The following is a 25,836-nucleotide window of genomic DNA, read 5'->3' on the forward strand; positions in this document are numbered from 1 at the left end:
TAAATTACCAGAAACTGACTTACACTCATTCGCAAGATTAACTATAAAAACCAAGCGAGACTAGCCATGCTAAAACTTGATAACCACCCGTCTGGACGGCATTTTCTGCATATTCCGGGACCTAGCCCGGTCCCTCCACGCGTTCTGCGTGCAATTAGCTATCAAACTATTGACCATCGCGGACCGGAGTTTGGCGAATTCGGCCTCAAGGTATTGGATGGCATTAAGAAGATCTTTAAAACTGAGCAGCCGGTGATTATTTATTCAGCTTCAGGCACAGGATCTTGGGAGGGTGCCTTGGTAAATGTCCTCAGTCCTGGCGATAAGGTCTTGTTTTATGAAACCGGTCAGTTTGCTAATTTATGGCGTGCTTTAGCAAAGCGCCTTGGATTGGACGTTGAGGTGGTCGGTAAATCAGGGGAAGATACTTGGCGTTGGGGAGTTGATGCCTCCGTCATTGAGGAGCGCTTACGTAAGGATACGCAGCATGAGATCAAAGCGGTTTGCGTAGTTCATAACGAGACTTCGACTGGCGTTACTTCCAATATCGCTGCCGTAAGAAAAGCGATTGACTCGCTTAAGCATCCCGCATTGCTATTGGTAGATAGCGTTTCTGGATTGGGTTCTGCTGACTATGAGCACGATAAATGGGGTGCTGACGTTACTATTGCCGGTTCGCAAAAAGGGTTGATGTTGCCTCCGGGTATTGGTTTTAATGCCCTATCACCAAGAGCAATTGAGGCGAGCAAGAGTAGTAAGACACCCAAATCCTATTGGGCTTGGGATGAAATTTTAGAGTCCAATAAAAATGGCTATTGGCCAACGACACCGAGCACCAATCTGATGTACGGCTTACATGAGGCCATGGATATGATGTTGGCCGAAGGTTTGGATAATGTCTTTGCGCGTCATCAGCGCTTAGCTGCAGCATGTCGTGCAGCAGCCAATGCTTGGGGTCTAGAAATTCAATGCCAAGATAAAGATTGCTATTCACCAGTGCTCACTTGTATTGCCGTGCCCGAGGGAATGGATGCGGATGTCTTGCGTAAGCGCGCTCTTGAGAAGTTCAATCTGTCACTAGGTGTTGGCCTTGGAAAATTGAAAGGTAAGGCCTTCCGTATTGGCCATTTGGGCGACTGTAACGAGCTGAGTTTGATGGCCGCCCTGAGCGGTGTAGAAATGAGTTTAGGCGCCATGGGCTATCAGCTAAAGGCAAGCGGGGTTGTCGCCGCCCAAGAATTCCTCAAATAATCAGTAAGTTGGGTGGAGACAGGGTGTAAGTGGATTTCTGCGGATAGGTTTACTTACACCCCTTATAATTCAAGTACTTATATAGATAGTACTTTCATCAAATAAAGCATATTCGAGTCAGAAAGAAAAACATGTTGGCTACTAAACCTTATTTAACTCAAGCTGATGTTCAAAAGATTTTGGATGCGGCTAACAAGCATGCCGCTGCGAATAACTGGGCAGTGACGATTGCTGTTTGTGATGACGGTGGCCATATGTTGGGCTTAGTGCGTCGCGATGGTTGCGCTCCAGTCTCTGCTTATATCGCTCAAGAAAAAGCGCGCACAGCGGCAATGGGTAAACGCGAAAGTCGTGTTTATGAAGAAATTATTAATAACGGACGAACCTCCTTTTTGTCTGCCCCACATATTGCGGGCATGTTAGAAGGTGGCGTCAATATCGAGGTAAATGGGTTTACCATCGGCGCAGTCGGCGTTTCCGGCGTTAAATCGACCGAGGATGCCGAAACTGCTAAAGCCGGCATTGCGGCCATTCTGTAAGTTACCTTGACAAATACTGTTCCTGAAATAAATTCCCTTACCGGCACCGCTGATAGCGGTGCCACCCCAGCAACAATCACCTTTGCTGATTTTGGTTTAGATCCGAAAATTCAAAAAGCGGTATCTGAGCAGGGCTATAACACCCCAACTCCAATTCAAGCGCAATCCATTCCGCACGTGTTGGCGGGAAGCGATTTAATGGGTGCTGCGCAAACCGGTACCGGTAAAACTGCTGCGTTCGTATTGCCTATCATTCAAAAGATTCTGCGTCACGCTAGTAGCAGCGCCTCGCCTGCGCGCCATCCAATTCGCGCTTTAGTGTTGACGCCGACTCGCGAGTTGGCTGTGCAAGTTGCCGAAAATGCGGCAAGCTATTCAAAGCATACCGATTTGCGCGCTGCCGTGGTTTACGGTGGCGTGGATATGAAAGAGCAAGTGGCGATTTTGCGCAACGGCGTTGAGATTTTGATCGCTACACCCGGCCGCTTGTTAGACCACATCGGTTCAAAAGTCGCCAATCTCTCACAAGTTGAAATTTTGGTTTTAGACGAAGCGGATCGTATGTTGGATATGGGCTTTTTGCCCGACTTACAACGCATCATCGATTTGATTCCAGGACAACGTCAGACTTTATTGTTTTCAGCCACGTTTTCTCCTGAGATTAAAAAGTTAGCGCAAAGTTATTTGCGTACCCCAGTAACTGTTGAGGTGGCACGTCAAAATGCTGCTGCGGATACTGTCAAGCAAGTGGTGCATATGGTGGCGAGTGCCGATAAGCAGCGTGCGATTATGAAGGTTTTAGAAGCACGTACACGCCAAGGCTTATCTCGCCAATGCATCATCTTTACTAATAGCCGTTTAGGTTGCGCACGCTTGGCTCGCGCTCTAGAGCGCGATGGCATTAAAGCTGGCGCGATTCATGGTGATAAGAGTCAGGGCGAGCGCACTTTAACTCTAGATGCGTTTAAGTCGGGGGCAATTGAAGCGCTGGTCGCTACTGACGTTGCTGCACGTGGCTTGGATATTCCTTCAATGCCTTGCGTGATTAATCATGAGTTGCCATTTAATGCGGAGGATTTTATTCACCGCATTGGACGTACTGGGCGCGCGGGTAGTAAGGGTGATGCTATTGCTTTAGTTGATGATAGTGAAAAGCGTTTGCTAGATGACATCGAGAGGTTGATGAAGCGCAAGCTGGAAGTGGCGCCTTTGCCAACGGTTAAAACCGAACCAGGTCAAACCTCCGATCCATTCTTTTATAAGCCGTATGAGGCAGGTAGTGCACCAAAGGCGGCGACTACTGATGCGGTTAATGAAAAACCGGAAGAGAAAAAAGTCGGCATTACCCCGGCTAAGCCATCAGTTGGCGCTTTACTCGGCGGCTTTAAGAAAAAGTAAGCGATTTATTCCAGGCTTGAGTGGCGGCATAAAGCCACTCACCGATAGAAACACTTTCCCCATCAGGTAAATTTTGCAGTCCCAAATGGGTTGCCGCTTTACGCAATTCATTGAGGGACTGTTTTGCATCCTCTGTTTGAATGGCGCTTGCTAAGGTTTGTTTGCTTAATTTCTCGCCATGCTGATCTAGTACTAGTGGTAAGTGAAGATATTGAGGGGTGCTGTATCCCAAGACATTTTGCAAATAAATTTGGCGTGCGGTATTGCCCAATAAATCTTGACCACGTACGACATGGGTGATGCCTTGCTTTGCATCATCGACCACAACGGCGAGCTGGTAGGTGAATAATCCATCCCGACGACGCAAGACAAAATCCCCCACTTCTTGATTGAGATTTTGGCGTTGTTTTCCTAGGGCGCGATCGGTAAATTCAATGACCGAATTGGGGGGTAGCGCTAGCCGCCAAGCGGAGTTACTCGGCGATCCAAGTTCGCATTCATATGTCCTGACCACTGGCGGTCGGCAGATTCCCGGGTAAACAATTTCCTGATTGCGGGCGGGGGTGATTCCTTGAGTCTCTAGAGCGCTCAGAATGGTTTGGCGAGAGCAGGTGCAGGGATAGATCATGCCAAGCCCATTTAGACGCTCTAGGGCGCTTTGATAGGGCTCTGTATATCTCGACTGCCAAGTGACTTCCTCGTCCCAAGAAAGCCCGCATGCAAGCAATTGACGCATGATTTCCTGGTCTGCCCCTGGGACAGTGCGCGGCGCATCAATATCCTCGATTCGCAGTAGCCATTTCCCTTGATTTTTTCGGGCATCCAACCAGCTTCCGAGGGCGGCAACCAAGGATCCGGCATGCAAAGGTCCGGTTGGCGAGGGGGCAAATCGCCCGCGATAGCCGTCGGCTGGGGATAGGGGGTTCTGATGATTCGGCACAGCTAAAATGATCTCATGGCTTTACCCCGTTTTGTTCATCTTCGCGTCCATTCCGAGTTTTCGATTACGGATGGCGTCGTTCGCATTGACGATGCGGTTGCTGCCGCTGAAAAAGATGGCATGGGGGCTTTAGCCCTGACCGACCTGAGTAATTTATTTGGATTGGTGCGGTTTTATACTGCCGCGCGCTCCGCTGGGGTCAAGCCTATCGCGGGAGCGGATGTCTGGATTAGTAATCCTCAGGATCCTGACCAGCCTTATCGTCTTTTGTTGCTGGTGCAAAACCATTCTGGTTATCTCAATCTTTGTCAGTTGCTGAGTAAGGCCTCTCTCGAAAATCAGTCTCGTGGTCGCGCTGAAGTCGACCCTCGGTGGTTTAGTGAGCCTGCTTCAAAAGCTGAGGATAAGGCTGCAAAAAGAACCTTGGCTTATGGTTTGATCGCTCTTTCTGGTGGACGCTGGGGAGATGTCGGTGTCGCGCTGTTAGCGGGGCAGGAGGCCCAGGCTAAAGAGGCCGCTAAGCGCTGGGAAAAAATATTCCCTAATGCGTACTTCATTGAGGTGCAACGTGGTGGTCACCCTCAAGATGAAAAACAATTGCAACTGGCCTGCCACCTTGCGAGTGAGCTCGATTTACCTGTGGTTGCCACGCACCCCGTGCAATTTATGCAAAAGAGCGATTTCACGGCACATGAGGCGCGCGTGTGTATTGCTGAGGGTGAGCTCTTGGGTAACCCACGTCGCCAAAAGAAATTTAATGAGGAGCAGTATTTCTTATCTCAAGAGGAGATGGAAAAGCGCTTCGCTGATTTACCAGTTGCACTTGCGAACTCTGTAGAGATTGCGAAGCGTTGCAATCTTTCTTTGACTTTGGGTCAGCCGCGTTTACCGGATTTCCCAACTCCGCCAGGCATTACGCTGGATGACTACTTGCTGCAACAGTCTGAGATCGGATTGAAGCGCCATATGGAGCGCAACTTCCCTGATCCAGAAGAGCGTGCTAAAGAAGAGGCTCGATATCATGAGCGGCTCGTCTTCGAAGTGAAGACGATTGCTCAAATGGGATTCCCTGGCTATTTCCTGATCGTTGCGGACTTCATTAACTGGGCGAAAAACAATGGTGTTCCAGTGGGGCCTGGACGGGGATCTGGCGCGGGTTCCTTAGTTGCCTACTCTCTGGGTATTACCGACCTTGATCCACTGCGTTACAACTTACTGTTTGAGCGCTTCTTAAATCCAGAGCGGGTATCGATGCCCGACTTTGATATTGATTTTTGTCAGCATGGGCGCGATCGCGTGATTCAGTACGTAAAAGATAAATACGGAAAAGATGCGGTAAGTCAGATTGCAACCTTTGGAACGATGGCTGCGCGTGCAGCGATTCGAGATGTGGGTCGTGTGCTTGAGCAGGGTTATAACTTTGTCGACGGTATTGCGAAGTTAATTCCGAATAAGCCTGGTCAATATATGACCATTGAAATGGCGAAGAAGGAAGAGAAGCAATTAGGCGAACGCGAGAAGAATGAGGATGAAGTGCGTCAGCTTCTCTCTTTGGCGCAGCAGCTAGAAGGCATGACACGTAACGTGGGTATGCATGCTGGAGGTGTATTGATTGCGCCAGGGCGTCTCACGGATTTTTGTCCGCTCTACACCCAAGAGAGTAAAGATCAAGATAGTAGCTCTGTTATTAGTCAGTTTGATAAGGATGACGTTGAGGCGATCGGCTTAGTGAAGTTCGACTTCTTAGGCTTAACGACGCTCACTATTCTTGCGGCTGCTGAGAAGTGGATTAAGACGCTGCATAGCGATCGTCGCGATTGGAATATTGGTGAGATTCCCTTAGATGATCAAAAAGCGTTTGAGGTTCTGAAGAATGCCAATACAGTCGCAGTCTTCCAGCTAGAAAGTCGTGGCATGCAAGGCATGCTTCGTGAGGCTAAACCAGACCGTTTCGAAGACATTATTGCGCTCGTTGCGCTGTATCGTCCGGGCCCAATGGATTTGATTCCAGACTTTATTGAGCGTAAACACGGTCGCCAAAAAGTAGAGTATCCCGATCCGCGTATTGAGCCAGTTTTACAAGAGACCTACGGCATCATGGTGTATCAGGAGCAGGTGATGCAGATGGCGCAAATGATTGGTGGCTACTCATTGGGTGGCGCGGATATGTTGCGTCGTGCGATGGGTAAGAAAAAGCCGGAAGAGATGGCTCAGCATCGCAAGATCTTTAGCGATGGCGCAAAAGCGGGCGGTATCAGTGAAGCTAAAGCTAATGAGATTTATGACTTAATGGAGCGTTTTGCGGGTTATGGATTTAATAAATCCCATGCTGCCGCATACGCACTATTGGCTTATCAAACTGCTTGGTTAAAGGCCTACTATCCCGCTGAATTTATGGCGGCCAACTTATCGCTCGCCATGGATGACACCGATAAGGTGAAGATTCTCTATGACGATTGCTTAGTCAATCAGATTCGGGTGTTCTCCCCTGATATCAATACTGGCGTATATGTATTTACACCTTTACGGGCACCTGATGCGGCACCAGATACACCAATCAGCCATATTCGTTATGGACTTGGCGCAGTCAGGGGAACTGGTGAGGCTGCGATTGAGGCGATTGTGAAGGCGCGTGAGGCAGGTGGGCCATTTAAGGATTTATTTGATTTCTGTGCAAGAGTAGATCGTCGTCAAGTTAACCGTCGCGCAATTGAAGCACTCATGCGTGCTGGTGCATTTGATAGCCTCTATAAAGACTCTATTCCAGCAGGCGGTAATCTTTACGATATTCGGTCTACTTTATTAGCTTCCTTGGCTCGCGCAATTGAGGCGGCCGAGCAAGCTGAAGCCTCTATTAATCAAGTGAGTTTGTTTGAGGTTGCCGGTGAAGCAGATCGTCATTTACCTGAGTTAGTGCGTGAGCCCATCTGGTCGGAGAAGAAGCGTCTTCAAGAAGAAAAAACCGCTCTAGGCCTATGTCTAACAGGCCACATGTTCGATGCCTATCGAGAAGAGACGTCACACTTTATTCGTCAGCCATTGGCTAAGGTAACTGAAGGTAAGGATCAATTGATTGCCGGCATCATCACTTCCGCTCGGATGTTAACGGGCCAACGGGGTCGCATGATGATTGCCACCATCGATGACGGTACTGCTGCAATTGAGGTAACCCTCTACAGCGAGGTATATGAGCCAAATCGCTCATGGCTCAAAGAGGATGAATTACTTGTGGCAAAAGTGAATGTCACGCCCGATAAGTTTTCAGGGGGGATGCGTATTGTGTCCGAAGCGGTGATGGACATCACTGGCGCACGCATGCGTTTTGCTCGCAATATTCATCTCAATATTGATTCGGCAATTGATTTAAAGTCTTTGCGTAGTCAAATTAATCCTTACTTGATGAGTAATCGCGTACGTGATCCAAAATTAGGTCCTGCTAGCGCATCTATGCCAGGTGCGAATGAAGGAATGAAGGGTTTGATGCTGACCGCAGCAGTAACCACTAGTGGCGGCGCATGTTTAATGCAATTCCCGGACGAGTTACGCATTTATCCTGACGATGCTTGTCTACATGGCTTAAATCAAATCTTGGCCGCCAAGCAATCTAATACCGTCCAAGTCCAATACCACTAGTTTTTTTAAAGGCCTACGCTTGAAGCGCTTTTTGAAGTGCCTCAATCACTTGTGTAGGTTCTAGATGGTCTAGACATTCGCTATTACTACTAGCGCGATCCTCGCAGCCTGCTTTGCGACAGGGTACGCACTCCCCGGGGCCTTGCAAAATAGTGATGTTTCCAACGGTTTGTGAGCGCGCTCTCAATTGATAAGGTTGCTCGCCAATAAAACCATTGGGCCATGGGCCAAAGTTTGTCGGTGGAGTGGGTCCAAACAAAGCAATAGTCGGGGTGTTGCAGGCTGCTGCTAAGTGCGTAATGGAGGTATCTACGCCAATATAAGCAATGGCCCCGCGAATTAATGTGCCCGCCTGTGGAATGGAGAGATCGCCAGAAGTATTGACGACGTGTTGACGGGTTTGTGCATCCAATAGAGACAAAATATCCTGATTAAGCTGTAAATCTTGCTTGGCTGGGGATGCGCTCAGAACGACTTGATAACCCTGTTTGACAATCCAAGTTACTAGAGCCTGCCAATAGGCTAGCGGCCAGCGCTTATAGGCGGTGAGCGGGCCTGGGTGAAGCACTATATAAGGTGAGCGAAGTTGATTGGCTATCGCTGGTGTGAGTGGATCACCAACAGGAGGTGTAACCGAAATCATTTTATTGAATACATCGCGAGCATTTTGATAAAACACCTCAAGCAGGCGGAGCTTTTCTGTAATGACATGTTGCGCAAAATAGTCCACATTTACTGTATGTAAGCAGATCGCTTTTTTCCAAGCGTTTTGCTTATCGCTCTTACTGCGTTTGGCTTTATCTTGCTCGGTAAGTCCTTGTGGGTGACCTCCTAGGATCCCAATCCTTCTGTGTGCGGCCACAAGACCATAAAGATAGGCGCGATCGCTAGGTTGGGTTACTACAGCTAAGTCGTAGCGCTGAAAGAGTCTTCCAATCAGTGAGAGATATTCTCCAAACCCAGGGCGATCTGAGGTTTCGATTAGCTTACTAATATTCGGATTGCCCTTGAGCATTTCGAGCTTGCCGCGATAGCCTAGAAAATGAAATTCCGCATCTGGCCACAGTTCCCGCGCTTTGGTGATGAGGGGTGTGGTTACCAGCACATCGCCAATTTGACGTGTAGCGATAAACAATACCTTTTTTGGTTTTAGATTTGAAAAGAGGGGCATGGCAGACATTTCAGGCAATTCTATCGACCTGCCTTGGCAAGAATTTTTTCACGCACATGGCGCGCATTTTCTGCTGCGTGTGATTGGTCATTAACGCGATGGTAAAGATGAAGTACTTCAGTAGACCAAGATCCAGACTTGCGAATTAAACCGGCGTTATGCAGTCTGAAAACAAAATCGGCATCTTCATGACCCCAGCCGGTCATCGTTTCATCAAAGCCGCCAATCGCCTCAGCATCGGCTTTCCAGCAGGCAAGATTGCAACCTTTAATGCGTCGCCAGACAAACTTTTTATAGTTACGCCACCAACCATCGCCTAGCTTAATTTTGAGTGGCCAGTATTTATTAATGCCGCCAGATGCGCGAAAGTTCAGGAGATTTTTTGCGAAACGTTGGTAGTCCCAATGGGGCCAGGATAGGATTTCTTTCGTTAAGCGTTCATCAAGTAATGCTCGGCTTCCGGTGATGAAATATCCTGCTTGAGCAAGTTTTCGATGTTGCGCAATGAAATCTGGTTGCACCATGCAATCACCATCTAAAAAAATGAGGTATTCCCCAGATGCTTGTGCGCTTGCGAGATTTCGAATTAAGGAGAGGCGAAATCCTAAATCCTCATGCCAGACATGCTTTATCGAGCGCTTTGATTGGGTTTTAAAGGTATTGATAAATTCAGTGGTCTCAATTTTTGAGCCATCATCCGCAATCACGATTTCAAAGTCATCATCCGTTTGAGATTCTAGGGATTGAAGAACAAAATTCAGAGCATCAATTCTGTTATAGGTTGCAACGATAACGCTGATCTTCATTTTTCTACTTGATTTTGAATGAGCCAGATTTTCATATAGCGATAGTAGCTACCTTCGGCATTTGAGATCGCCAATGCAAGACCTTGCTGACCATCTAAGAAGCCGGCGCGTATGAAATACGTTCTGATAAAAGCCCATGCCCCATGAAGAATTGCCTTGAGCGGTGAACTTCGTTTGCCTTTGGCATACGCTTGTTCTGCTGAGGCAGTTGAGTAGCGGTCGATCTTTTGCAGTACTTGGGAGAAATCCATAAAGCTGTAGTGCAGCATAGGGTTCTCAAGTTTGGCAACCTGACCATCCGGTAGAAGACGCTCATGAACGAGATCATCTGAGAATCGCGCGGTTCCTCGCTTGAATAATCGATCTACGTAGTCTGGGCTCCAGCCTGAGTGGCGAATAAATCGACCACAGTACCAAGATAGGCGTGGAATCGCAAAGCAATTGACATGGGCGGAATGGTGAATAGCGGTCAAAATCTCGCTTTTTAAGGCGGGAGTCAGTCTTTCATCGGCATCTAATGACAAAACCCAGTCTCCAGTTGCTAGGTCTAAAGCCCGATTCTTTTGGGGGCCAAAGCCGGGCCAATCAGCCGGCTGAGAGACTAGGGCGCCGTGCATTTTGGCGATTTCTAGAGTGCGGTCAGTGCTATTGGTATCCACCACCACAATTTGCTGGGCAATCCCCTCTAGGGACGCTAAACAATCAGCCAAATTGGCCTCTTCGTTGCGAGTGATGAGTATGACGGATAAGGTGGGCATAATTCATTATATGAATGCTCAAGACCGTACCGCCCTAAATCGCTTAATTCAGTACCTCAAACCCCATATTGGCTTGATTATTGGCTCTTTATTGGCTATGGCCCTGGTAGCGGGTGCAGAAACCTCCATTCCTGCCTTAATGAAGCCTTTGCTCGATAGGGGGTTCACCGGTGAAATGAACGACAAGCTCTGGCAAGTCCCAGTTTTTCTGGTGGGCTTGGCTTTTGTTCGCGGCATGGCGCAATTTTTATCTAACTATTTGCTTAATCGGGTGATTAATGCAGTTCTGCTCAAGATGCGCATGCAAATGTTTAAGGCCTTGCTGCATTCAAGCACCACTTTCTTTCAGAAGAATTCGGCATCTAGCCTGATTAATGCCGTAGTTTTTGAAGTGAATAACGCCCTTTCAATTATGGGTAGCATGCTTATTAGCCTGGTGCGTGACTCGCTAACGGTAGTGGGATTAATTGGGTACTTGATTTATCTCAATTGGCAACTCACGTTGGTGGTGTTGATGATTTTCCCAATCATCGCCTTGATCATCGGCCGGATTAATAAACGCTTGCGTTCGCTCAATCGTGAGCAGCAAACAATGACCAGTGAGTTAGCTTACATTGTTGAAGAGTCGGCAGCGGGCTATAAGATCGTCAAGGTTCATGGCGCGGAAGAGTATGAGATGCGTCGCTTTATGGATAAGGCGGAGCGCCTACGCCAATTTGCTCTGAAGTCTGCTGTAGCTGGCGGTCTCAATCAGCCGATTACCCAGCTGATCGCATCAATGGCGCTTTCAGTGGTCCTGGTGATTGCCTTGATGCAGTCCGCAACCGAGGGAACAACGGTTGGTGGTTTTGCGGCCTTTATTACTGCCATGATGTTGGTGATCTCACCGATTAAGCATTTGGCAGATATCAATCAGCCTTTGCAGCGTGGTCTTACTGCGGCAGAAATGATCTTTTCATTGATGGATCAACCCTTTGAGGAGGACGAGTCTCGCAAGGCAAATATGAAGCCTCTTCAGAGAGCAAAAGGCGGAATTCGGTTTGAGGATGTAGGTTTTTCATATCAGCAAGAGGCAGGAAGAAAAGATGCTCTTCAGGGCATTAACCTGAATATTCATCCTGGAGAGGTCGTTGCTTTTGTTGGGCCTTCAGGAGGTGGTAAATCCACCTTGGTTAACCTCTTGCCACGCTTCTTTAAGCCAAGTAGTGGGCATATTTTCTTGGATGACATTCCATTGGAGGATATTGTGCTCTCCGATGTGCGCAAACAAATTGCGTTTGTGAGTCAAGATGTCATTCTCTTTAACGATACGATTGCCGCTAATGTGGCGTATGGCGCAGTCGGTCCAGAAGGTATTGATCGTGGCCGTGTGATTGAGGCGCTTGAGGCCGCCAATTTGCTATCCCTCATGAAAGAGTTGCCAGACGGTATTGATACTCAGATTGGGGATAACGGCAATCGCCTGTCAGGCGGTCAGCGTCAACGATTGGCTATTGCTCGTGCGATTTACAAAGATGCGCCGATTCTGATTCTTGATGAGGCTACCTCTGCGCTAGATTCTGAGTCCGAACGTCAGGTGCAGGATGCCTTAGAGCGCTTGATGGCCGGTAGAACTACATTAGTAATAGCACATCGCCTATCGACGATTGAACATGCGGATCGTATTGTGGTTTTGGAGCATGGCCAGGTAATCGAAAATGGATCGCATGAAGACTTGATTAAGCAAGATGGTTTATATGCCAATCTTCACCGCATTCAGTTCTCAAATGCCTAGATGCTCATGGGCCTCTAGCTAAGAACGATGTCGTATTGCTCCTGGCGGAAGCTACCTTCTGCCTGGAGTTTGATCGGCTTGCTGATGAAATCACCTAGCTGCGCCAAGAATTGATTTTCTTCTTCCAAGAAGAGGTCAATGACATCAGGGGCCGCTACGATTCTAAATTCTCGAGGATTGAATTGGCGGTGTTCACGCACAATCTCACGCAAAATCTCATAACAAATCGTCTGGGCAGTTTTGACTTCGCCCTTGCCTTGACAGGTTGGGCACGGTTCGCAGGTAATGTGGGCAAGAGATTCTCTAGTGCGCTTGCGTGTCATCTCCACTAAGCCAAGGGATGAGAATTCGCTGACCGAGGTACGCGCATGATCACGTTCTAAATTGCGCTTGAGCTCATGCAAGACGGACTCTTGATGATCTTTGCTCAGCATATCAATGAAATCAATAATAATGATGCCGCCTAGATTACGAAGGCGGAGCTGACGTGCAATTGATTGAGCCGCCTCCAAATTTGTTTTAAATACGGTGTCATCCAGATTGCGCGCGCCGACATAGCTGCCGGTATTCACATCAATAGTAGTCATGGACTCCGTTTGATCGATCATGAGGTAACCGCCGGACTTGAGATCTACTCTTCGACCAAGTGCTTTATTGATTTCAGCATCTACGTCGAATAAGTCGAATAGAGCGCGCTCACCGCGATGCAGGGTTAGCTTATCCAAAAGATTGGGCATATAGAGCGTGGCAAAGCTTTTCAACTTTTCAAAGTTCTCGGCAGAATCTACGCGGATTTGGGTAGTTTCTTCTCCGGCAACATCACGCAATACACGTTCCGCCAAGCTGAGATCTTGATATAGCAAGCTTGGGGCTGATTTGTGATTTACAGCCTCGCGAATTTTTTCCCAGGTCGTACGTAAGTAGTGCATATCGAGCTGCAACTCAGTATCGCTTGCATCTTGAGCGCTAGTCCGTACAATAATTCCGCCTTTTTCATCGGCAGGCATGAGTCCTGCTAAGCGAGCTTTAATCGCCTCCCGCTCTTCTGGCTGATCAATTCTTTGGGAAACACCAATGTATTTTTCTGTAGCGATATCAGTGCCTGCCGGGGGTAGATACACCAAATTACGCCCTGCAATGCTGAGTTGCGTGGTGAGGCGAGCACCTTTTGTTCCTAATGGATCTTTGAGTACTTGTACTAAAACATTTTGCCCTTCAAAGAGCAGTTTTTCGATCTGTGCTTGGGGATTATTTTGGGTGATATCGGCTACATGCATAAATGCTGTTCGCTCTAGACCGATTTCAATAAACGCTGATTGCATTCCAGGAAGTACGCGTGCCACTTTGGCGAGGTAGATATTGCCAACAATCCCGCGCTGGCGGGTGCGTTCAATCTGGAGCTCTTGAACAGCGCCTTGCTGAATGAGCGCCACCCGAGTTTCCTGTGGGGTGATATTAATCAGAATTTCTTCATTCATATGCGGGTAACTTTGGCGAAATCCAATAATTGGCTTGCTTCATAAATAGGTAATCCCATGATACCGCTATAGCTACCCTTAATTGAGGGAATGAAGGCGCCACCACGCCCCTGAATTCCGTAGGCTCCAGCCTTGCCAAACGGTTCGCCACTAGCGATGTAGTTTGTGATTTGTTCTTTAGACAGATGGGCAAATTGCACTTCTGAAACCTGCACCAAGAAGAGGGGATTTGTTTTTTGGTCAACCGTTAATACAAGAGCGGTCAGGACTTCATGGGTCTTCCCGCTGAGCATTTCTAAAATACGCTCGGCATCTTGTGAGTTGCTCGGTTTTCCTAGAATTTCACCATCAGGATGGTTGGGTAGACTCACTGTAGTGTCTGCGCACAAAATCGGGGCCCAAGGCTTTCCACTTGCTTGCCAACGTTTTAGCGCAATTGCGCTTTTGACAAAAGTGACGCGCTGCACATAATCGCGCGCTTTTTCATTGGGTAATGGAGTCTCAATTGCTTCGGTATCTTCACCTGCTGGCGCAACGAGCATTTCAAACTGCACACCAATTTGTTTGAGTAATTCTTGGCGTCGCGGACTTTGTGAGGCAAGGTAAATGTGGGAATACATGTCAAGCTTACTCTCGATGATAGGGGTGGCCCTGCAAAATTGTCCAAGCGCGATATAGTTGCTCTACCAATAAGACTCTGGCCATGGCATGGGGCAGGGTGAGGCTAGATAAGCGCCACATTGCTTGCGCACCCTCTTTGAGGCTTGCGTCTAAGCCATCGGCGCCACCGATTAAAAAGGTGATATCAAAACCTTCTTGTCGCCAATTTGCTAGCTGCGTGGAGAGGTTCTGAGTAGTTTGATCTTTACCACGCTCATCAAGTGCAATGACGCGAGATCCTTTGGGAATAGCGGCAGCAATTTTGATCGCTTCTTTAGCGGGCGTGAGATCGGGTTTGATTTCTTTGATCTCAATACTGCAATCAGCTGGCATACGTTTGACGTAATCGTGTGTGGCTGTAGCCACCCAGTCTGGCATTTTGTGCCCAACAGAAACGATGGTTAAGCGCATGCCTGAAAATTACTCTTCGTCGTCTTCAGGTTCGCTGGCTTTAGCTAAACCCTTGTCAGCCGCTAATTTCACGCGTACAGGTTTTGCTCCCCACATGCCTTCAAGTTGATAGTAAGCGCGCAAAGCAGGTTGCAGAATATGAACTACGATATCGCCGCAATCAACTAAGACCCATTCTCCGGTTTCGAGTCCCTCTACAGAGATGACTTCTCCACCTTTGGCGTTAACTGCTTCTTTAACCGACATTGCTAGCGAGCGTGTTTGGCGATTGCTAGAGCCAGTTGCAATAATGACGCGATCAAATAATTCACTAAGTTTTGTAGTGTCGTAAACGCGAATGTCTTGCGCCTTAACATCTTCTAAGGCGTCAATCACAACGCGCTGTAATTTTTTTAAGTCCATATTTTCTTTACTATTTTTGAGATATTTGAATTAAGGGTGATCTTAGCCTGATTACTTGTATAAGCCTAGATTTGTAATGATTTCGAGGACATGTGAAGGGATTTGCTCGGATGCAATGGTCTCGCGCGCCGCGCTCTTCAGTTGATTGCGCAAATGAGTTGAGGAAAGATCTACCGCGAGGGTCTTATCCACATATATGTGGCCAAATGCGCTGTTTTCAAGGGTGTTGGTATCGGCACACTGATGTTTATTGAGTAATTCAGTGATTTCTTTAGAAATCTCGCTTGAGAGTTCGTGGTGGGGTCTACTAGCTACTGCAAAATTGACGTAGTTCAGCAATTGATCCCAAGAATTCCATGTAGGAAGGTTGATGAGTGAATCTGCCCCCATTAACCAAATTAAGTTTGCGCTAGGTCCAAAGCGCTCTCTTAAAGCCTTGGCTGTATCAATAGCGTAGCTGGGGCCAGATCGATCAATTTCGATGCGATCGATTCCAATTTGTGTGGCGATCTTGAGATAGAGAAAGGCTCTTGCCAAATCAATACCTGCCGCCTCGGTGAGCCGAAAGCGCACTTCTGCAGAGGTAATCAAAGCGCTTTTTTGCCAGGGCGTGCCACTTGGAATAAGTAAGAGCTCGTCTAAATGCAAAATCTTTGCAAAATGGGTGGCTAGTTTGAGGTGGCCCAGGTGAGGGGGATCAAAGGTTCCTCCCAGAATGCCAATTTTTTTTGGGGTATCCAAATTGAGTGAGACCAATTTAGGCCAGCCAATCACGAGGCTTAAGATAGTGATCGTAAAGTTTGGCTTCAGGAGTGCCAGGCTTAGGTTGCCAGTTGTACCACCATTGCACTACTGGCGGCATCGACATCAAAATCGATTCTGTACGACCGCCCGAGTGCAGACCAAAGATTGTGCCGCGATCGAAAATGAGGTTGTATTCCACATAACGGCCACGACGGTATTCCTGGAAAGATTTTTCTTCGGGCGTAAAAGGTGCTTGATAGCGTCGTTCCACAATCGGAAGGTAAGCATTAATAAATGCATCACCGACTGCGCGAGTCATCGCGAAGCTTTGCTCAAATCCCAGCTGATTAAAGTCATCAAAGAAAACGCCGCCAATACCACGGGGCTCTTCACGATGCTTTAAATAAAAATACTCATCACACCATTTTTTAAAATGCGGATAGAGGTCTTCCCCAAATGGATCTAATGCATCTTTCGCTGTTTGATGAAAGTGTCTGCAGTCCTCATCAAAGCCGTAATAGGGCGTTAAATCAAAGCCGCCGCCAAACCACCATACTGGCTCTTTACCTGGGGCTTGAGCAATAAAGCAGCGCACATTCATGTGGGTGGTCGGAACCTTAGGATTGTTTGGGTGAAATACTAAAGAGACTCCCATGGCCTCAAAGCTACGTCCGGCTACTTCAGGGCGGTGATGCGACGCTGAAGGTGGCATTTGATCTCCGCGGACATGCGAGAAGCCAACCCCACCTTTTTCCAGAATATGACCGCCATCCAAAATACAGGTTCGACCATATCCTTTGAGCTTGCTGTCTTCTGGCTTGTGCCATTCATCCGCAACAAAGGTCTTGCCGTCTAAGGCGCTCATTGCGCTCGTAATGCGATCTTGCAGCCCTAAGAAGTAATCTTTTAAGGCGGCAATATCAATCTGGGTATGTTGTATGTCGGACAAGGGTGACAGTTTTCTCAATATCTAAATCGTGTTATTTAACCGCGCGATAGCCAATATCCTTGCGATATTGCATGCCATCAAACTGAATTTTGTCGATCGCTTCGTATGCTTTGTGTTGTGCGCCGCGCACAGTATCTGCCAGTCCCACCACACACAGTACGCGACCGCCTGATGTGAGTAACTTCCCATCTTGTAACTTTGTGCCGGCATGGAAGGTTAATTGGTCTTCTGTATCTGCAGGAATGCCGGTAATGACATCGCCATTGCGCGGGGTATCGGGGTAGTTATGGGCCGCGAGTACTACTCCCAGGGCAGTGCGACGATCCCAATCTAGCTCGATTTCATTAAGCTTGCCATCTACCGCATGGTCAAGGGCTTTGACTAAATCACTTCTCAGGCGTGCCATGATGGGTTGTGTTTCAGGATCACCCATACGGCAATTGAATTCTAGGGTCTTTAATTTTCCGTCTGGAGAAATCATCAGCCCTGCGTACAAAAATCCTGTATATGGAATGCCGTCAGCCTCCATGCCTTTTACCGTTGGAATAATCACTTCACGTAATGCGCGTGCATGAATTTCAGGTGTTACCACTGGCGCAGGGGAGTATGCACCCATGCCCCCAGTGTTGGGGCCTTGATCGGCGTCTAGTAGGCGCTTGTGATCTTGACTCGTTGCCAGGGCTAAAACATTTTTTCCGTCTACCAAAACAATAAAGCTCGCTTCTTCGCCCGTCAGAAACTCTTCAATCACTACGCGCGCACCTGCATTACCAAATTTATTGTCCGCCAGCATCATGTCGATGGCTGCATGCGCTTCTGCAAGCGTCATAGCTACTACAACCCCTTTACCTGCGGCTAGCCCATCAGCCTTAATCACAATGGGCGCACCTTTAGAGTCAATGTAGGCGTGGGCTTCTAGAGCGTTGGAGAAGGTTTGGTAATCCGCAGTAGGGATACCATGACGCTTCATAAATGCCTTAGAAAAATCTTTTGAGGACTCTAATTGGGCTGCCAACTGTGTTGGTCCAAAAATGCGTAAGCCATTGCTGCGAAACACATCCACAATGCCAGCGGCCAAGGGTGCCTCTGGACCGACTACTGTTAAGTGAATTTTTTCTCTTTTAGCAAAGTCCGCTAATTCTTGAAGATCGGTAATCGGCAAGTTTTCGATAGTGGCAGGAGTTTTTTTAGCGGTCGCGGTGCCACCATTTCCTGGTGCAACATACACTGTTTGCACTTGAGGCGATTGCGCTAATTTCCAAGCTAGAGCGTGTTCGCGACCACCGGATCCGATTAAAAGAATTTTCATAGCGAGCTAAATTAAAAGATAAATAAAAAATGGTTTAAATATGCGGCCAATTACAGTGAGGCATTTGTAAAGACTTCTTGGACATCATCTAAGTTCTCAAGGGCGTCGAGCAGTTTTTGCATGCTCTCAGCTTGTTCGCCTTCAAGCGCAATTTCTGTTTCTGGGCGCATTGCCACAGTAGCTAACTCTGCCTTAAGCCCGGCTTTAGTGATGGCATCTTGCACTTTGGAAAAGTCTGGCACCGGCGTTAACACCTCAAGTGATCCGTCATCATGAGTAATCACATCTTCTGCGCCAGCGTCCAAAGCAACTTCCATGAGTTGATCTTCGCTCGTCCCTGGCGCAAATAACATTTGTCCGCAATGTTTGAAAAGGAATGCCACAGAACCCTCAGTGCCCATGTTGCCACCATTCTTGTTGAATGCATGACGTACTTCAGCAACGGTGCGGGTACGATTATCGGTAAGGCAATCCACAATAATGGCTGCACCATTAATGCCATAACCTTCGTAGCGGATTTCTTCGTAATTTACGCCCTCTAGAGAACCAGTGCCGCGTTGGATAGCGCGTTGCACATTGTCATTGGGCATATTCGCATCTTTGGCCTTATCGATTGCTAGGCGCAGACGAGGGTTCGTGGCAACGTCTCCGCCACCTAATTTAGCGGCAACAGTGATTTCTTTGATGAGTTTGGTCCATATCTTTCCGCGCTTTTCGTCTTGACGTCCTTTGCGGTGTTGAATATTGGCCCATTTCGAATGGCCGGCCATACGGGTAATTCCTTCTCATAATTTGGCTTGAAGACCTCATTTTAAGGGCTTCTGGAGGCAAGAATGGGGGTCCCCCCACTTTTTTTGTTACACTCTCAGCTCTTAGTTTGCTTCAATGCAGTTTTTCCACTGCAAACACCTGCCTCGGTGATGGAATTGGTAGACGTGCCGGACTCAAAATCCGGTGCCGCAAGGCGTGGCGGTTCGAGTCCGCCCCGAGGCACCATGTACTATTTTCTGTAGTACTTCATACACTCGAAATCCTATGTAATTAAAGGCTTCCAAGCCCACTGTATCAAATCTGTAAACTCCCGTCTATTGATTTGTACATAATTTTGTACATAAACTGAGTATTCGCATCTGCCCTATGGGGGGTGGGGTGTACGTTTGCTGCATATATTCCAGCAGCATCATAGATTCAGAAAAAAGCTAATTGAGTAATGAAAGAGCCATTATTTGAAAGATTCGGCTGCTGAACTACTTCAGGCTATATCTTCTAAAGCACTGGTCAATCTGTGCATCCCTCATCTTATTGATGTCATTTGCAATAAATGGGTTTAAGTCACATCTCGGAGCTTTCTTATCCGAAGAACACTTTTCATCCCATAACCTAGAGGCAATTTCATTCGTGCTGTCGAGACAGTCATCAAGCCTGTATTCCCTGTAGAAATAGATAGCAAGCAATATCACCACTACCGCCACTATGAATAACTTAAACCAGTTGCCCGCAATAAAGCCTTTAGATGCTTCACTCATGAGTATGTCTTTCAGAATTGACTATCAATAACCTAATCCTAACATTGACTATGAGTGGATTTAGAATAATTCCAATACATATAACTAAGGGATAGAGTATGGACAACATTGTTGGTTTAATCATTGCACTTGGCATCATGCTTCTCTTTTTCCTGCTGGGCAGGGAGCTGGTTTGCTGGTATTTCAAAATCAATAAAACAGTAGAGCTACTGGAGGAAATTAGAGATTCACTGAAAAATAAGACCCAGCAATGAAGAAGCAAGACGGCTTTCTCTATATCCTCCGCCATCCATGTCGTGTTTTTTCAGACTATGGGGTAGGAGATGATGAATACCTATTCAAAATTGGTGTCACAACTAGAACGGTCAATATTCGTTTAAAGCAGCACAACACAGACTTTAAAAAACATGCTGGAAAGGTGGTTCAGGAAACTGGGCAACTATGGGAAGTGCATGAGGTTTACTCTGTGCAAAATGTGTATGTGGCGGAAAGTATATTTTGGAAAAATACTAAATTTGCCGACATACCTTTTATGGGTGGTGTAGAAATCATAGCCATGAAGTCTGAGGAAGTGCAGCAGGCAATAGATGTTGTTTTAAAGCTTTCTACTGGTGCATCCAGAATGGAGTCTTGGTAATCCCAAAAACTATTTCTTTTTAATTAGGTCTTTAATCTCAACCTGCAGAATTTCGGCAATTCTAGATAAAACCAAAAGGGATGGATTTGCTATCCCCCTTTCAACCTTGCTAATGTACGTCCTGTCTATGTCGCATTGAAAGGCTAAATCCTCCTGCGATAAGCCAATATTTTTCCTGAGAGACCTTACGTTCTTAGCTAGTAACCCCAAAAGCTGCTTATTTCGGTCAGTTTTCATGCTGACAGAGTGCTATGAATGTTCTTTTAGCTCCACGGCATATAAGCTACAAAATAGTTATAAATTCTATTGAATTAATGATGCTTATAAGCTACATTAAAAACTTAGGTACTTTTAAGGGGTTAAAAATGAAATTCATTCTCAAAGCTGCTGCTGTTCTCGCTTTAACTGCAACTGTTGCTTATGCTGCATGTCCTCCATATGCACCATACAACTGCCGACCAGGTCCAAATGGGAAGCAGATTTGTGGCTGTGGCGTTTAATAACTTTTAATTGCTATGAGACCGCCCTCTGTGGCGGTTTTTTTAATTTGAGTGAGCTAATAATGAAAAAGTTAATGATGGTATTAATTTCTTTAGCAAGCACAGTTGCTTTTGCTCAACAATCTAACAACTGGAACAACAGTCCAAACAACTGGAATAACAGCCCAAACAACTGGAATAACAGCCCAAACAACTGGAATAACAGCCCAAATAACTGGAATAACAGTCAGAATAACTTTAATAGCCAGAATGGTGTTTACGACAACAATGGCAATAGGCAGGGTTATCAAGTTCAATCCCCTTCAGGGGTTGTGAATTATTTTGATAACAATGGAAACAGAATTGGATATGCACCCAAGTAAAGCTCTAAAGACAATCTTATTTCTGGCTCTAACATCGATTTCCATGTTTGCTGCTGCTGGGTGGAGTCAAGTCTCAAGTGGCGAAGATGTCGTTGCATACATTGACCCTGCAACTAGAAAAAATGTAAATGGCTACATTAGGGTTTGGGTTCTTTATGACTACAGAGTACCCAAGGTAATAGCAGGGAAATCAACTGGCTCAATTAAGTCTTTGCAAGAATTCGACTGCAAAGAGGACCGTTCAAGAAGTCTATCTACAGTGTTCAATTCTGAGCATATGGGTATGGGAGAAATAAATCACTCAAACTCCGCTTTAGGGGTTTGGGATTACATTCAACCTGACACGGTAAGTATGAAAATCCTTAAAACCCTCTGCAAGTGAAAGCAATCTTGGGGTCTTATGAACCCCTCTATAGGGAGACTATGAAGACTAAGTTATCTCTATGTATGCACAGATTAGAGATAGACAACTAAATACACACCCTACAGAGCTTCTGCTGAGACTGTAGCATCTAGTTTTGTATGTTGTTTAAAGACTCTTAGCATTACATCCTTAGCGACCTTTTGAGCAGATTCTTTTACCAAAATACAGTCGTGAATGGGAAGAGCAACAATTCCTTTGCCATTTAGCTCCAGAAGGACATCAATCAGTATTTCACTCTCCAGGAACATAAACTTCATTCCATTTGATTTGCCAAAGAACCTGCTAATTGGCTTATGAAAAGAGTAAATATCAGCAAATAGATTTCTTTCAATCTTTTCTCGGTAGGGATAAAGTTTTTCTATCTTTTTGGGCACTGTTAGCTCGTAGTCGGTTGAGTTGAGCATCACATTAATCAGCTTTTTAGTCACATCACGAGCTTTTTCCCAGCTTGGGATTAAGTAGCCATCATCAAAGGGTATCGGTGCTTTAGCAAGGCTATAGGCAAGTCTTACAGCCATTTGCCCGTAGTCAAGAGCAATAACCCATTCGTCATCGATAGTTATTTCCCTGATGTCTTCTGACTTCATTCCAATCCAAAAACCACCGTATAGTCTTCCGCCTTCTTCAAAGCTGCCGTTATTGAAGATTCGTTTTAATTCCACTCTTGAATCATCTATATCCTTGTTACCCTGATAGCAAATATCAGCAGCCCTTAAAAAGGAGTTGATTTGCTCCATTTCATCACGGTAATGCCTTGTCAGAGGCGTTTCCTGATAGTGAATTAACTTTCCCCTGGTCTTTCCAATGGGCTTTTCTTCCCTTAGTTGAATGACATTCTTTGACCTCTCTAGTTCTAGGTCTCTAAAGCTGATACCAGCCTCTTTAATTCGGCTTATGAGGCGTTTTCCAGCCCAAAATGTGGTTACCTCACCCGAACTTCTATCGCCTCTTGAAAGCCCTAAAAAAGCCATCTCTGGGGATGTTAGGTTTTTGATATTTTGAGATAGGGTGTTATTAAGAATCTTATGCTCAGAGTCCTGTCGGCTAAGCTGCTGATTTGAGAGGCTAATTGCAATTCGTTTGTTTTTATCGGTAAGGTGACGATGAATCGCTTCACAAATAATGGCAGTAATTTGCCTTTTAAATAGCTCTAAATCTGCTTTTTTTCGAGACCTTTTTCTTAGTCCTAGATGAAGCTCGTAACTCATCAATTGCTTGATTACATCGTCAACCAATGCTTTCATAGCAGCTGTCTTAGCTTGCCTGAGAGGATTGAAGAAGCGGTCTCTTTTAGTCATAAAAAGTATCTAATAAATACCGTTAATTCAACCATGTTTTAGGGTGCTTTTCAGGCTTACACCCTCTATTAATTTCTCCTGCGTTTCTTCCATGTATATATTTCCCCATTCGGAAACTTGCCGTCTAAGATGCCGTCAGCTCCAAACTTACCCGCAATTTCTAGTTCGTTAAATTGAATCGTCACAAACTCACCCAATGCTTTAGCCCATGCCATTGCTTCATCTAGCGTTTGAAACTCATGAATTATGGAATTATGTTTTATGGATATCACTTTAGGCTGGGGAAATATTAAATATGTTTCTACAAAATTGGCTTTAATGCTCGCTTGAGAATCTTTAGTTTTATCTCTCTTCCTCTGCCGCTTCCGTAAGTATCATTCATCGTTTGACGACCCCAGCCGCAGATTTCATCCCGTTGTTCTTTTGGGGTATTGGCATTTCTAAGTAGGTCATTCATGCTGTGCCTAAAGCTATGGGTAGTTTTGTCGATATGCATGGATTTTCTTATCCATTTATTGATGGTTTGGCTGGCTCCATTTGCATTGGGTTTCTTGTCGCCAATCCCATCGCAATACCGAGGGAATAGTGCTTCACCGCTAAAGTCATTTATCTGCTTTTGAATAATCTTTTTTGCGAGAGGTATGAGAGGGACTTCACGAACTGAGTTTAGGGTCTTTAACCTTCTCTTTCCGTAAGGCACTAAATTGATAAAAGGAGTGGCTTCATCTAAGTGGCAATCTTTTTTGCGTAAACCTACTATTTCACCAAGTCTTGCTCCCGTCAGTGCTGATAAAAGAATCACTCTTCTTATCTCGTCATCATTCTCAGAGCAGAATTTAATAATGTCCTGAAGTTCTTCGTTGGTGAAGGGGATGCGCTCAACCTTGTCTTGACCAAGATTTTTTGCTGTTATTGCCTCAAAGGGATTGTTGATAATTACATTCTCTTGTTTGGCTCTTTGAAAGATTGCCTTGATATCATTGATATTGCGTTGAACGGTACCGCTTTTGACTCCGCTTGCCTCCCTATAGGAGACGAACTGTCGTGCATGTTCCCTTGTAAAACTTTCTGCGGGAATATCTCCTGTGGCTTCAATTAACTTGCCCCATCGCATCAATACTTTTTTGCGAAATAATGGGTCGTTACCTTTACCTGCTCGATGATGTTCAAAATAAATATCAGGTAATTCAGATAGCAGGGTAGGGAAGGGTTGAGTCAAGGCGACTAGGGCAAGTTTTTCTACTTCAGTAATTGAGCCATCTCGCTTTTTCTCCTCCAAGTCGCTATGAATTTGATTTAGATGAGGTGTATCGTCAATTTCCCAGCCAGAATTTTCTGCAAAACCTAGCTTTACATTGCCATCACCCTGCTTGAGGTTATAAAAGCTAAGTATTGCTAATGCAGCTAATTTTTTCTCTGGGATTGTGAGTGTTGGATTGTCTCTAAGTGATTTGAATAAAGCATCATGCTCTTTAGCTAAGCGTTGCACTAAAGCAATGGGCTGCCCTGCTGCTGGGTCCAGCTTGATATTGAACTTTGTTCGTCCCAAACGCTCTTGAAGGTCGTTGGGAACCCTTCTTTGATACCAAGCCTGTCCATGATTGTTAAATAAATATTTCACTATCAGCGTGCTTTGGTTGATTATGAATTTAGCCATTTTAACCTTTGTACTTAAAAATGTACATAAAATAGCCTTATTACAAGAATCTAAATCATTGATTTTATTGAATATTTTATCCAGTAAAGAGACCGCCCCGAGGCACCATCAAACCTCAATCCCAGCTCCCCTTTTTTGGGTTGAAGCCTTCGGGGTATTTTCAGATTTTTGTAATGGCTCCAACGGCCTTAAATAATGACTCAATAGTCTCCGCAGAGATATTGGTAGTGATAAATACGATTCTGGAGCCATGATCATCGCTTGGCCAGGCATCCAATTTAACTGGGGGGTGAAATATATGCTGTACGCCTTGTATCACTACGGGCTTACCATCAATATTAAGAATGCCTTTGACTCGGAGGAGATCTGAACCCCTGAGAGTTGTCAGCAATTCCAATGCCGAAGAGGCGGCCTCCCAAGTAAAGGGCTCATCAAATCTCAGCGATAGCGTTTTAATGTTGCGATTGTGTTTTGCGGAAAAGTCCCCCAAATACTTCGGAGATGCTTCGCTATCCTCATCAAGCAAAGATCCTAAAAAGCTCAATGTTTTAGGGTTTACTCTTGCCGAAGAGAGGCCTAAATTAATTAGGCTATAGGGGTCGATTTCACCGTTGACTACGAGTAGCATTTTGGCACTTGGATTGATGGCCGCAATTTCAGATTTAAGTGAGCTTAACTGAGACTCATTAATTAAGTCGCTTTTGGTAATGAGAATTAAATCCGCAATCGCCACTTGCTTAACGACTTCTGGTTGATGTTCAATTTGGTGAAGGCCGTTGAAGCCATCAACCAATGCAACCAATCCATCAAGTCGGTATTGGGCTTCCAGCATAGTGTCACTTGAGAGTGTTTGGACCACTGGGGCTGGGTCAGCTAATCCAGTAGTTTCAATAATGACTCTATCAAATTCGGGAATTTCCCCTACGTGGCGACGTGCAAATAGATCGCGTAATGTCTCCTGCATATCCGTTCTAACGGAACAGCAAATACAGCCATTCGCAAGAAGGGAAATATTTTCAGATGACATTGTCACTAAATCATTATCAATGCCGATTTCACCAATTTCATTAATGACTACTGCCACCCGATTCATATCGGGGTGCAGTAGTAATTTTGAAATCAAGGTGGTTTTACCGCTCCCTAAAAAACCGGTAATAACAGTTACCGGAATTTTTCCGGATAGATGATCCCTCTGAAATGACACGGTAT

27 protein-coding genes, 1 tRNA gene and 1 pseudogene are annotated in these 25,836 nt (G+C 46.0%); 11 read left to right on the forward strand and 18 right to left on the reverse strand.

Translation table 11 applies throughout. The features are described from left to right. Positions 1 to 66 precede the first annotated feature (66 nt). The 3 genes from AOB49_RS07325 to AOB49_RS07335 all read left to right on the forward strand — a co-directional run bounded on the left by AOB49_RS07325 (position 67) and on the right by AOB49_RS07335 (position 3,188). Entirely contained in the window at positions 67 to 1,251 is a 1,185-nt protein-coding gene (locus AOB49_RS07325) for a pyridoxal-phosphate-dependent aminotransferase family protein (protein ID WP_062309489.1), read from the forward strand. Between the two features lie 134 nt (positions 1,252 to 1,385). Then, positions 1,386 to 1,790 carry a GlcG/HbpS family heme-binding protein gene (locus AOB49_RS07330; RefSeq protein WP_172793418.1) on the forward strand — a complete coding sequence of 135 codons (405 nt, stop codon included), beginning with the start codon at positions 1,386 to 1,388 and terminating at the stop codon, positions 1,788 to 1,790. A 6-nt stretch (positions 1,791 to 1,796) separates the two neighbouring features. Further along, on the forward strand, positions 1,797 to 3,188 hold the full coding sequence (locus AOB49_RS07335; RefSeq protein WP_062309494.1) for a DEAD/DEAH box helicase: 1,392 nt from the start codon (positions 1,797 to 1,799) through the stop codon (positions 3,186 to 3,188). Here AOB49_RS07335 and gluQRS read toward each other — a convergent pair. Beyond that, positions 3,175 to 4,128 carry a tRNA glutamyl-Q(34) synthetase GluQRS gene (gene gluQRS / locus AOB49_RS07340; RefSeq protein ID WP_062309496.1) on the reverse strand — a complete coding sequence of 318 codons (954 nt, stop codon included), beginning with the start codon at positions 4,126 to 4,128 and terminating at the stop codon, positions 3,175 to 3,177. The two genes, AOB49_RS07335 and gluQRS, sit on opposite strands and share 14 nt — an antisense overlap. A gap of 15 nt (positions 4,129 to 4,143) precedes the next feature. Here gluQRS and dnaE point away from each other — a divergent pair, with 15 nt between their 5' ends. Next, positions 4,144 to 7,761: a DNA polymerase III subunit alpha gene (dnaE, locus tag AOB49_RS07345; protein WP_062309498.1), complete on the forward strand. Its 3,618-nt coding sequence runs from the start codon at positions 4,144 to 4,146 to the stop codon at positions 7,759 to 7,761. Between the two features lie 13 nt (positions 7,762 to 7,774). Here the strand turns inward: dnaE and AOB49_RS07350 are convergent, their stop codons facing one another. The 3 genes from AOB49_RS07350 to AOB49_RS07360 are packed head-to-tail and all read right to left on the reverse strand — an operon-like array spanning position 7,775 to position 10,496. Then, positions 7,775 to 8,932, reverse strand: coding sequence for a glycosyltransferase family 9 protein (locus AOB49_RS07350; protein WP_062309675.1), 1,158 nt, complete (start codon positions 8,930 to 8,932; stop codon positions 7,775 to 7,777). Positions 8,933 to 8,952: 20 nt separating this feature from the next. Beyond that, complete coding sequence (locus tag AOB49_RS07355) at positions 8,953 to 9,738, reverse strand: glycosyltransferase family 2 protein (RefSeq protein WP_062309500.1); 786 nt, start codon at positions 9,736 to 9,738, stop codon at positions 8,953 to 8,955. Next, positions 9,735 to 10,496, reverse strand: coding sequence for a glycosyltransferase family 2 protein (locus AOB49_RS07360; RefSeq protein WP_062309502.1), 762 nt, complete (start codon positions 10,494 to 10,496; stop codon positions 9,735 to 9,737). The genes AOB49_RS07355 and AOB49_RS07360 overlap by 4 nt, the downstream gene beginning before the upstream one ends. Positions 10,497 to 10,506: 10 nt before the next feature. Here AOB49_RS07360 and msbA point away from each other — a divergent pair, with 10 nt between their 5' ends. Next, positions 10,507 to 12,270, forward strand: coding sequence for a lipid A export permease/ATP-binding protein MsbA (msbA, locus tag AOB49_RS07365; protein ID WP_062309504.1), 1,764 nt, complete (start codon positions 10,507 to 10,509; stop codon positions 12,268 to 12,270). A gap of 14 nt (positions 12,271 to 12,284) precedes the next feature. Here the strand turns inward: msbA and rng are convergent, their stop codons facing one another. From rng to AOB49_RS07405, 8 genes and pseudogenes are all read right to left on the reverse strand, one after another. After that, positions 12,285 to 13,748: a ribonuclease G gene (gene rng, locus AOB49_RS07370; RefSeq protein ID WP_062309505.1), complete on the reverse strand. Its 1,464-nt coding sequence runs from the start codon at positions 13,746 to 13,748 to the stop codon at positions 12,285 to 12,287. Continuing rightward, entirely contained in the window at positions 13,745 to 14,368 is a 624-nt protein-coding gene (locus AOB49_RS07375; RefSeq protein WP_062309507.1) for a Maf family protein, read from the reverse strand. The genes rng and AOB49_RS07375 overlap by 4 nt, the downstream gene beginning before the upstream one ends. A 7-nt stretch (positions 14,369 to 14,375) precedes the next feature. Further along, positions 14,376 to 14,819, reverse strand: a complete 444-nt coding sequence (gene rlmH / locus AOB49_RS07380; protein WP_062309509.1) for a 23S rRNA (pseudouridine(1915)-N(3))-methyltransferase RlmH — start codon at positions 14,817 to 14,819, stop codon at positions 14,376 to 14,378. 12 nt (positions 14,820 to 14,831) lie between these two features. Further along, a pseudogene (gene rsfS, locus AOB49_RS07385) lies at positions 14,832 to 15,221 on the reverse strand (ribosome silencing factor); the annotation flags it as partial. Between the two features lie 51 nt (positions 15,222 to 15,272). Continuing rightward, positions 15,273 to 15,962, reverse strand: a complete 690-nt coding sequence (locus AOB49_RS07390) for a nicotinate-nucleotide adenylyltransferase (RefSeq protein WP_245640642.1) — start codon at positions 15,960 to 15,962, stop codon at positions 15,273 to 15,275. A 16-nt stretch (positions 15,963 to 15,978) separates the two neighbouring features. Next, the gene (gene hemF, locus AOB49_RS07395) at positions 15,979 to 16,890 is read right to left on the reverse strand and encodes an oxygen-dependent coproporphyrinogen oxidase (RefSeq protein ID WP_062309679.1); all 912 of its coding nucleotides are present in this window, start codon (positions 16,888 to 16,890) and stop codon (positions 15,979 to 15,981) included. A 55-nt stretch (positions 16,891 to 16,945) separates the two neighbouring features. After that, on the reverse strand, positions 16,946 to 18,223 hold the full coding sequence (purD, locus tag AOB49_RS07400) for a phosphoribosylamine--glycine ligase (protein ID WP_062309513.1): 1,278 nt from the start codon (positions 18,221 to 18,223) through the stop codon (positions 16,946 to 16,948). A 50-nt stretch (positions 18,224 to 18,273) separates the two neighbouring features. Next, positions 18,274 to 18,993 (reverse strand): YebC/PmpR family DNA-binding transcriptional regulator, encoded by a 720-nt coding sequence (locus AOB49_RS07405; protein WP_062309515.1) that lies wholly within the window; start codon positions 18,991 to 18,993, stop codon positions 18,274 to 18,276. A gap of 141 nt (positions 18,994 to 19,134) precedes the next feature. On the opposite strand from AOB49_RS07405, the gene AOB49_RS07410 reads away from it, so the two are divergent. Continuing rightward, positions 19,135 to 19,219 (forward strand) — tRNA-Leu (locus AOB49_RS07410). 251 nt (positions 19,220 to 19,470) lie between these two features. Here AOB49_RS07410 and AOB49_RS07415 read toward each other — a convergent pair. After that, positions 19,471 to 19,749: a hypothetical protein gene (locus AOB49_RS07415; protein ID WP_062309517.1), complete on the reverse strand. Its 279-nt coding sequence runs from the start codon at positions 19,747 to 19,749 to the stop codon at positions 19,471 to 19,473. Between the two features lie 98 nt (positions 19,750 to 19,847). On the opposite strand from AOB49_RS07415, the gene AOB49_RS12050 reads away from it, so the two are divergent. Then, complete coding sequence (locus tag AOB49_RS12050) at positions 19,848 to 20,003, forward strand: hypothetical protein (protein WP_156471371.1); 156 nt, start codon at positions 19,848 to 19,850, stop codon at positions 20,001 to 20,003. Beyond that, positions 20,000 to 20,386, forward strand: a complete 387-nt coding sequence (locus AOB49_RS07420; protein WP_062309519.1) for a GIY-YIG nuclease family protein — start codon at positions 20,000 to 20,002, stop codon at positions 20,384 to 20,386. The genes AOB49_RS12050 and AOB49_RS07420 overlap by 4 nt, the downstream gene beginning before the upstream one ends. A 9-nt stretch (positions 20,387 to 20,395) precedes the next feature. Here the strand turns inward: AOB49_RS07420 and AOB49_RS07425 are convergent, their stop codons facing one another. Further along, entirely contained in the window at positions 20,396 to 20,623 is a 228-nt protein-coding gene (locus AOB49_RS07425) for a helix-turn-helix domain-containing protein (protein WP_062309521.1), read from the reverse strand. A gap of 128 nt (positions 20,624 to 20,751) precedes the next feature. Here AOB49_RS07425 and AOB49_RS12375 point away from each other — a divergent pair, with 128 nt between their 5' ends. From AOB49_RS12375 to AOB49_RS07440, 3 genes are all read left to right on the forward strand, one after another. Next, entirely contained in the window at positions 20,752 to 20,886 is a 135-nt protein-coding gene (locus AOB49_RS12375) for a hypothetical protein (RefSeq protein WP_281177819.1), read from the forward strand. Between the two features lie 62 nt (positions 20,887 to 20,948). Beyond that, positions 20,949 to 21,248, forward strand: coding sequence for a hypothetical protein (locus tag AOB49_RS11905; RefSeq protein ID WP_082784099.1), 300 nt, complete (start codon positions 20,949 to 20,951; stop codon positions 21,246 to 21,248). After that, positions 21,217 to 21,630, forward strand: a complete 414-nt coding sequence (locus AOB49_RS07440; protein WP_062309527.1) for a surface-adhesin E family protein — start codon at positions 21,217 to 21,219, stop codon at positions 21,628 to 21,630. The genes AOB49_RS11905 and AOB49_RS07440 overlap by 32 nt, the downstream gene beginning before the upstream one ends. Before the next feature lie 101 nt (positions 21,631 to 21,731). On the opposite strand, the gene AOB49_RS07445 is transcribed toward AOB49_RS07440, so the two are convergent. The 4 genes from AOB49_RS07445 to AOB49_RS07455 all read right to left on the reverse strand — a co-directional run bounded on the left by AOB49_RS07445 (position 21,732) and on the right by AOB49_RS07455 (position 25,831). Beyond that, positions 21,732 to 22,970 (reverse strand): hypothetical protein, encoded by a 1,239-nt coding sequence (locus AOB49_RS07445; protein WP_062309529.1) that lies wholly within the window; start codon positions 22,968 to 22,970, stop codon positions 21,732 to 21,734. 68 nt (positions 22,971 to 23,038) lie between these two features. Continuing rightward, positions 23,039 to 23,185 carry a hypothetical protein gene (locus AOB49_RS12055; protein ID WP_156471372.1) on the reverse strand — a complete coding sequence of 49 codons (147 nt, stop codon included), beginning with the start codon at positions 23,183 to 23,185 and terminating at the stop codon, positions 23,039 to 23,041. A gap of 86 nt (positions 23,186 to 23,271) precedes the next feature. Beyond that, complete coding sequence (locus AOB49_RS07450; protein ID WP_062309531.1) at positions 23,272 to 24,627, reverse strand: tyrosine-type recombinase/integrase; 1,356 nt, start codon at positions 24,625 to 24,627, stop codon at positions 23,272 to 23,274. A 160-nt stretch (positions 24,628 to 24,787) separates the two neighbouring features. Then, positions 24,788 to 25,831: a CobW family GTP-binding protein gene (locus AOB49_RS07455; protein ID WP_062309533.1), complete on the reverse strand. Its 1,044-nt coding sequence runs from the start codon at positions 25,829 to 25,831 to the stop codon at positions 24,788 to 24,790. Positions 25,832 to 25,836: the final 5 nt, after the last annotated feature.

Origin of the sequence: Polynucleobacter sinensis (assembly GCF_001595985.1) — a bacterium.
GTDB classification, from domain to species: Bacteria; Pseudomonadota; Gammaproteobacteria; order Burkholderiales; family Burkholderiaceae; genus Polynucleobacter; species Polynucleobacter sinensis.

Bases quoted from the DNA above. Each gene is read 5' to 3' on its own strand.
- AOB49_RS07325 (WP_062309489.1), top strand. From the start codon at position 67: ATGCTAAAACTTGATAACCACCCGTCTGGACGGCATTTTCTGCATATT.
- dnaE (WP_062309498.1), top strand. From the start codon at position 4,144: ATGGCTTTACCCCGTTTTGTTCATCTTCGCGTCCATTCCGAGTTTTCG.
- AOB49_RS07350 (WP_062309675.1), bottom strand. From the start codon at position 8,932: ATGCCCCTCTTTTCAAATCTAAAACCAAAAAAGGTATTGTTTATCGCT.
- AOB49_RS07355 (WP_062309500.1), bottom strand. From the start codon at position 9,738: ATGAAGATCAGCGTTATCGTTGCAACCTATAACAGAATTGATGCTCTG.
- AOB49_RS07360 (WP_062309502.1), bottom strand. From the start codon at position 10,496: ATGCCCACCTTATCCGTCATACTCATCACTCGCAACGAAGAGGCCAAT.
- msbA (WP_062309504.1), top strand. From the start codon at position 10,507: ATGAATGCTCAAGACCGTACCGCCCTAAATCGCTTAATTCAGTACCTC.
- rng (WP_062309505.1), bottom strand. From the start codon at position 13,748: ATGAATGAAGAAATTCTGATTAATATCACCCCACAGGAAACTCGGGTG.
- AOB49_RS07375 (WP_062309507.1), bottom strand. From the start codon at position 14,368: ATGTATTCCCACATTTACCTTGCCTCACAAAGTCCGCGACGCCAAGAA.
- rlmH (WP_062309509.1), bottom strand. From the start codon at position 14,819: ATGCGCTTAACCATCGTTTCTGTTGGGCACAAAATGCCAGACTGGGTG.
- purD (WP_062309513.1), bottom strand. From the start codon at position 18,223: ATGAAAATTCTTTTAATCGGATCCGGTGGTCGCGAACACGCTCTAGCT.
- AOB49_RS07405 (WP_062309515.1), bottom strand. From the start codon at position 18,993: ATGGCCGGCCATTCGAAATGGGCCAATATTCAACACCGCAAAGGACGT.
- AOB49_RS07415 (WP_062309517.1), bottom strand. From the start codon at position 19,749: ATGAGTGAAGCATCTAAAGGCTTTATTGCGGGCAACTGGTTTAAGTTA.
- AOB49_RS12050 (WP_156471371.1), top strand. From the start codon at position 19,848: ATGGACAACATTGTTGGTTTAATCATTGCACTTGGCATCATGCTTCTC.
- AOB49_RS07420 (WP_062309519.1), top strand. From the start codon at position 20,000: ATGAAGAAGCAAGACGGCTTTCTCTATATCCTCCGCCATCCATGTCGT.
- AOB49_RS07425 (WP_062309521.1), bottom strand. From the start codon at position 20,623: ATGAAAACTGACCGAAATAAGCAGCTTTTGGGGTTACTAGCTAAGAAC.
- AOB49_RS12375 (WP_281177819.1), top strand. From the start codon at position 20,752: ATGAAATTCATTCTCAAAGCTGCTGCTGTTCTCGCTTTAACTGCAACT.
- AOB49_RS11905 (WP_082784099.1), top strand. From the start codon at position 20,949: ATGAAAAAGTTAATGATGGTATTAATTTCTTTAGCAAGCACAGTTGCT.
- AOB49_RS07440 (WP_062309527.1), top strand. From the start codon at position 21,217: ATGGAAACAGAATTGGATATGCACCCAAGTAAAGCTCTAAAGACAATC.
- AOB49_RS07445 (WP_062309529.1), bottom strand. From the start codon at position 22,970: ATGACTAAAAGAGACCGCTTCTTCAATCCTCTCAGGCAAGCTAAGACA.
- AOB49_RS12055 (WP_156471372.1), bottom strand. From the start codon at position 23,185: ATGGCATGGGCTAAAGCATTGGGTGAGTTTGTGACGATTCAATTTAAC.
- AOB49_RS07450 (WP_062309531.1), bottom strand. From the start codon at position 24,627: ATGGCTAAATTCATAATCAACCAAAGCACGCTGATAGTGAAATATTTA.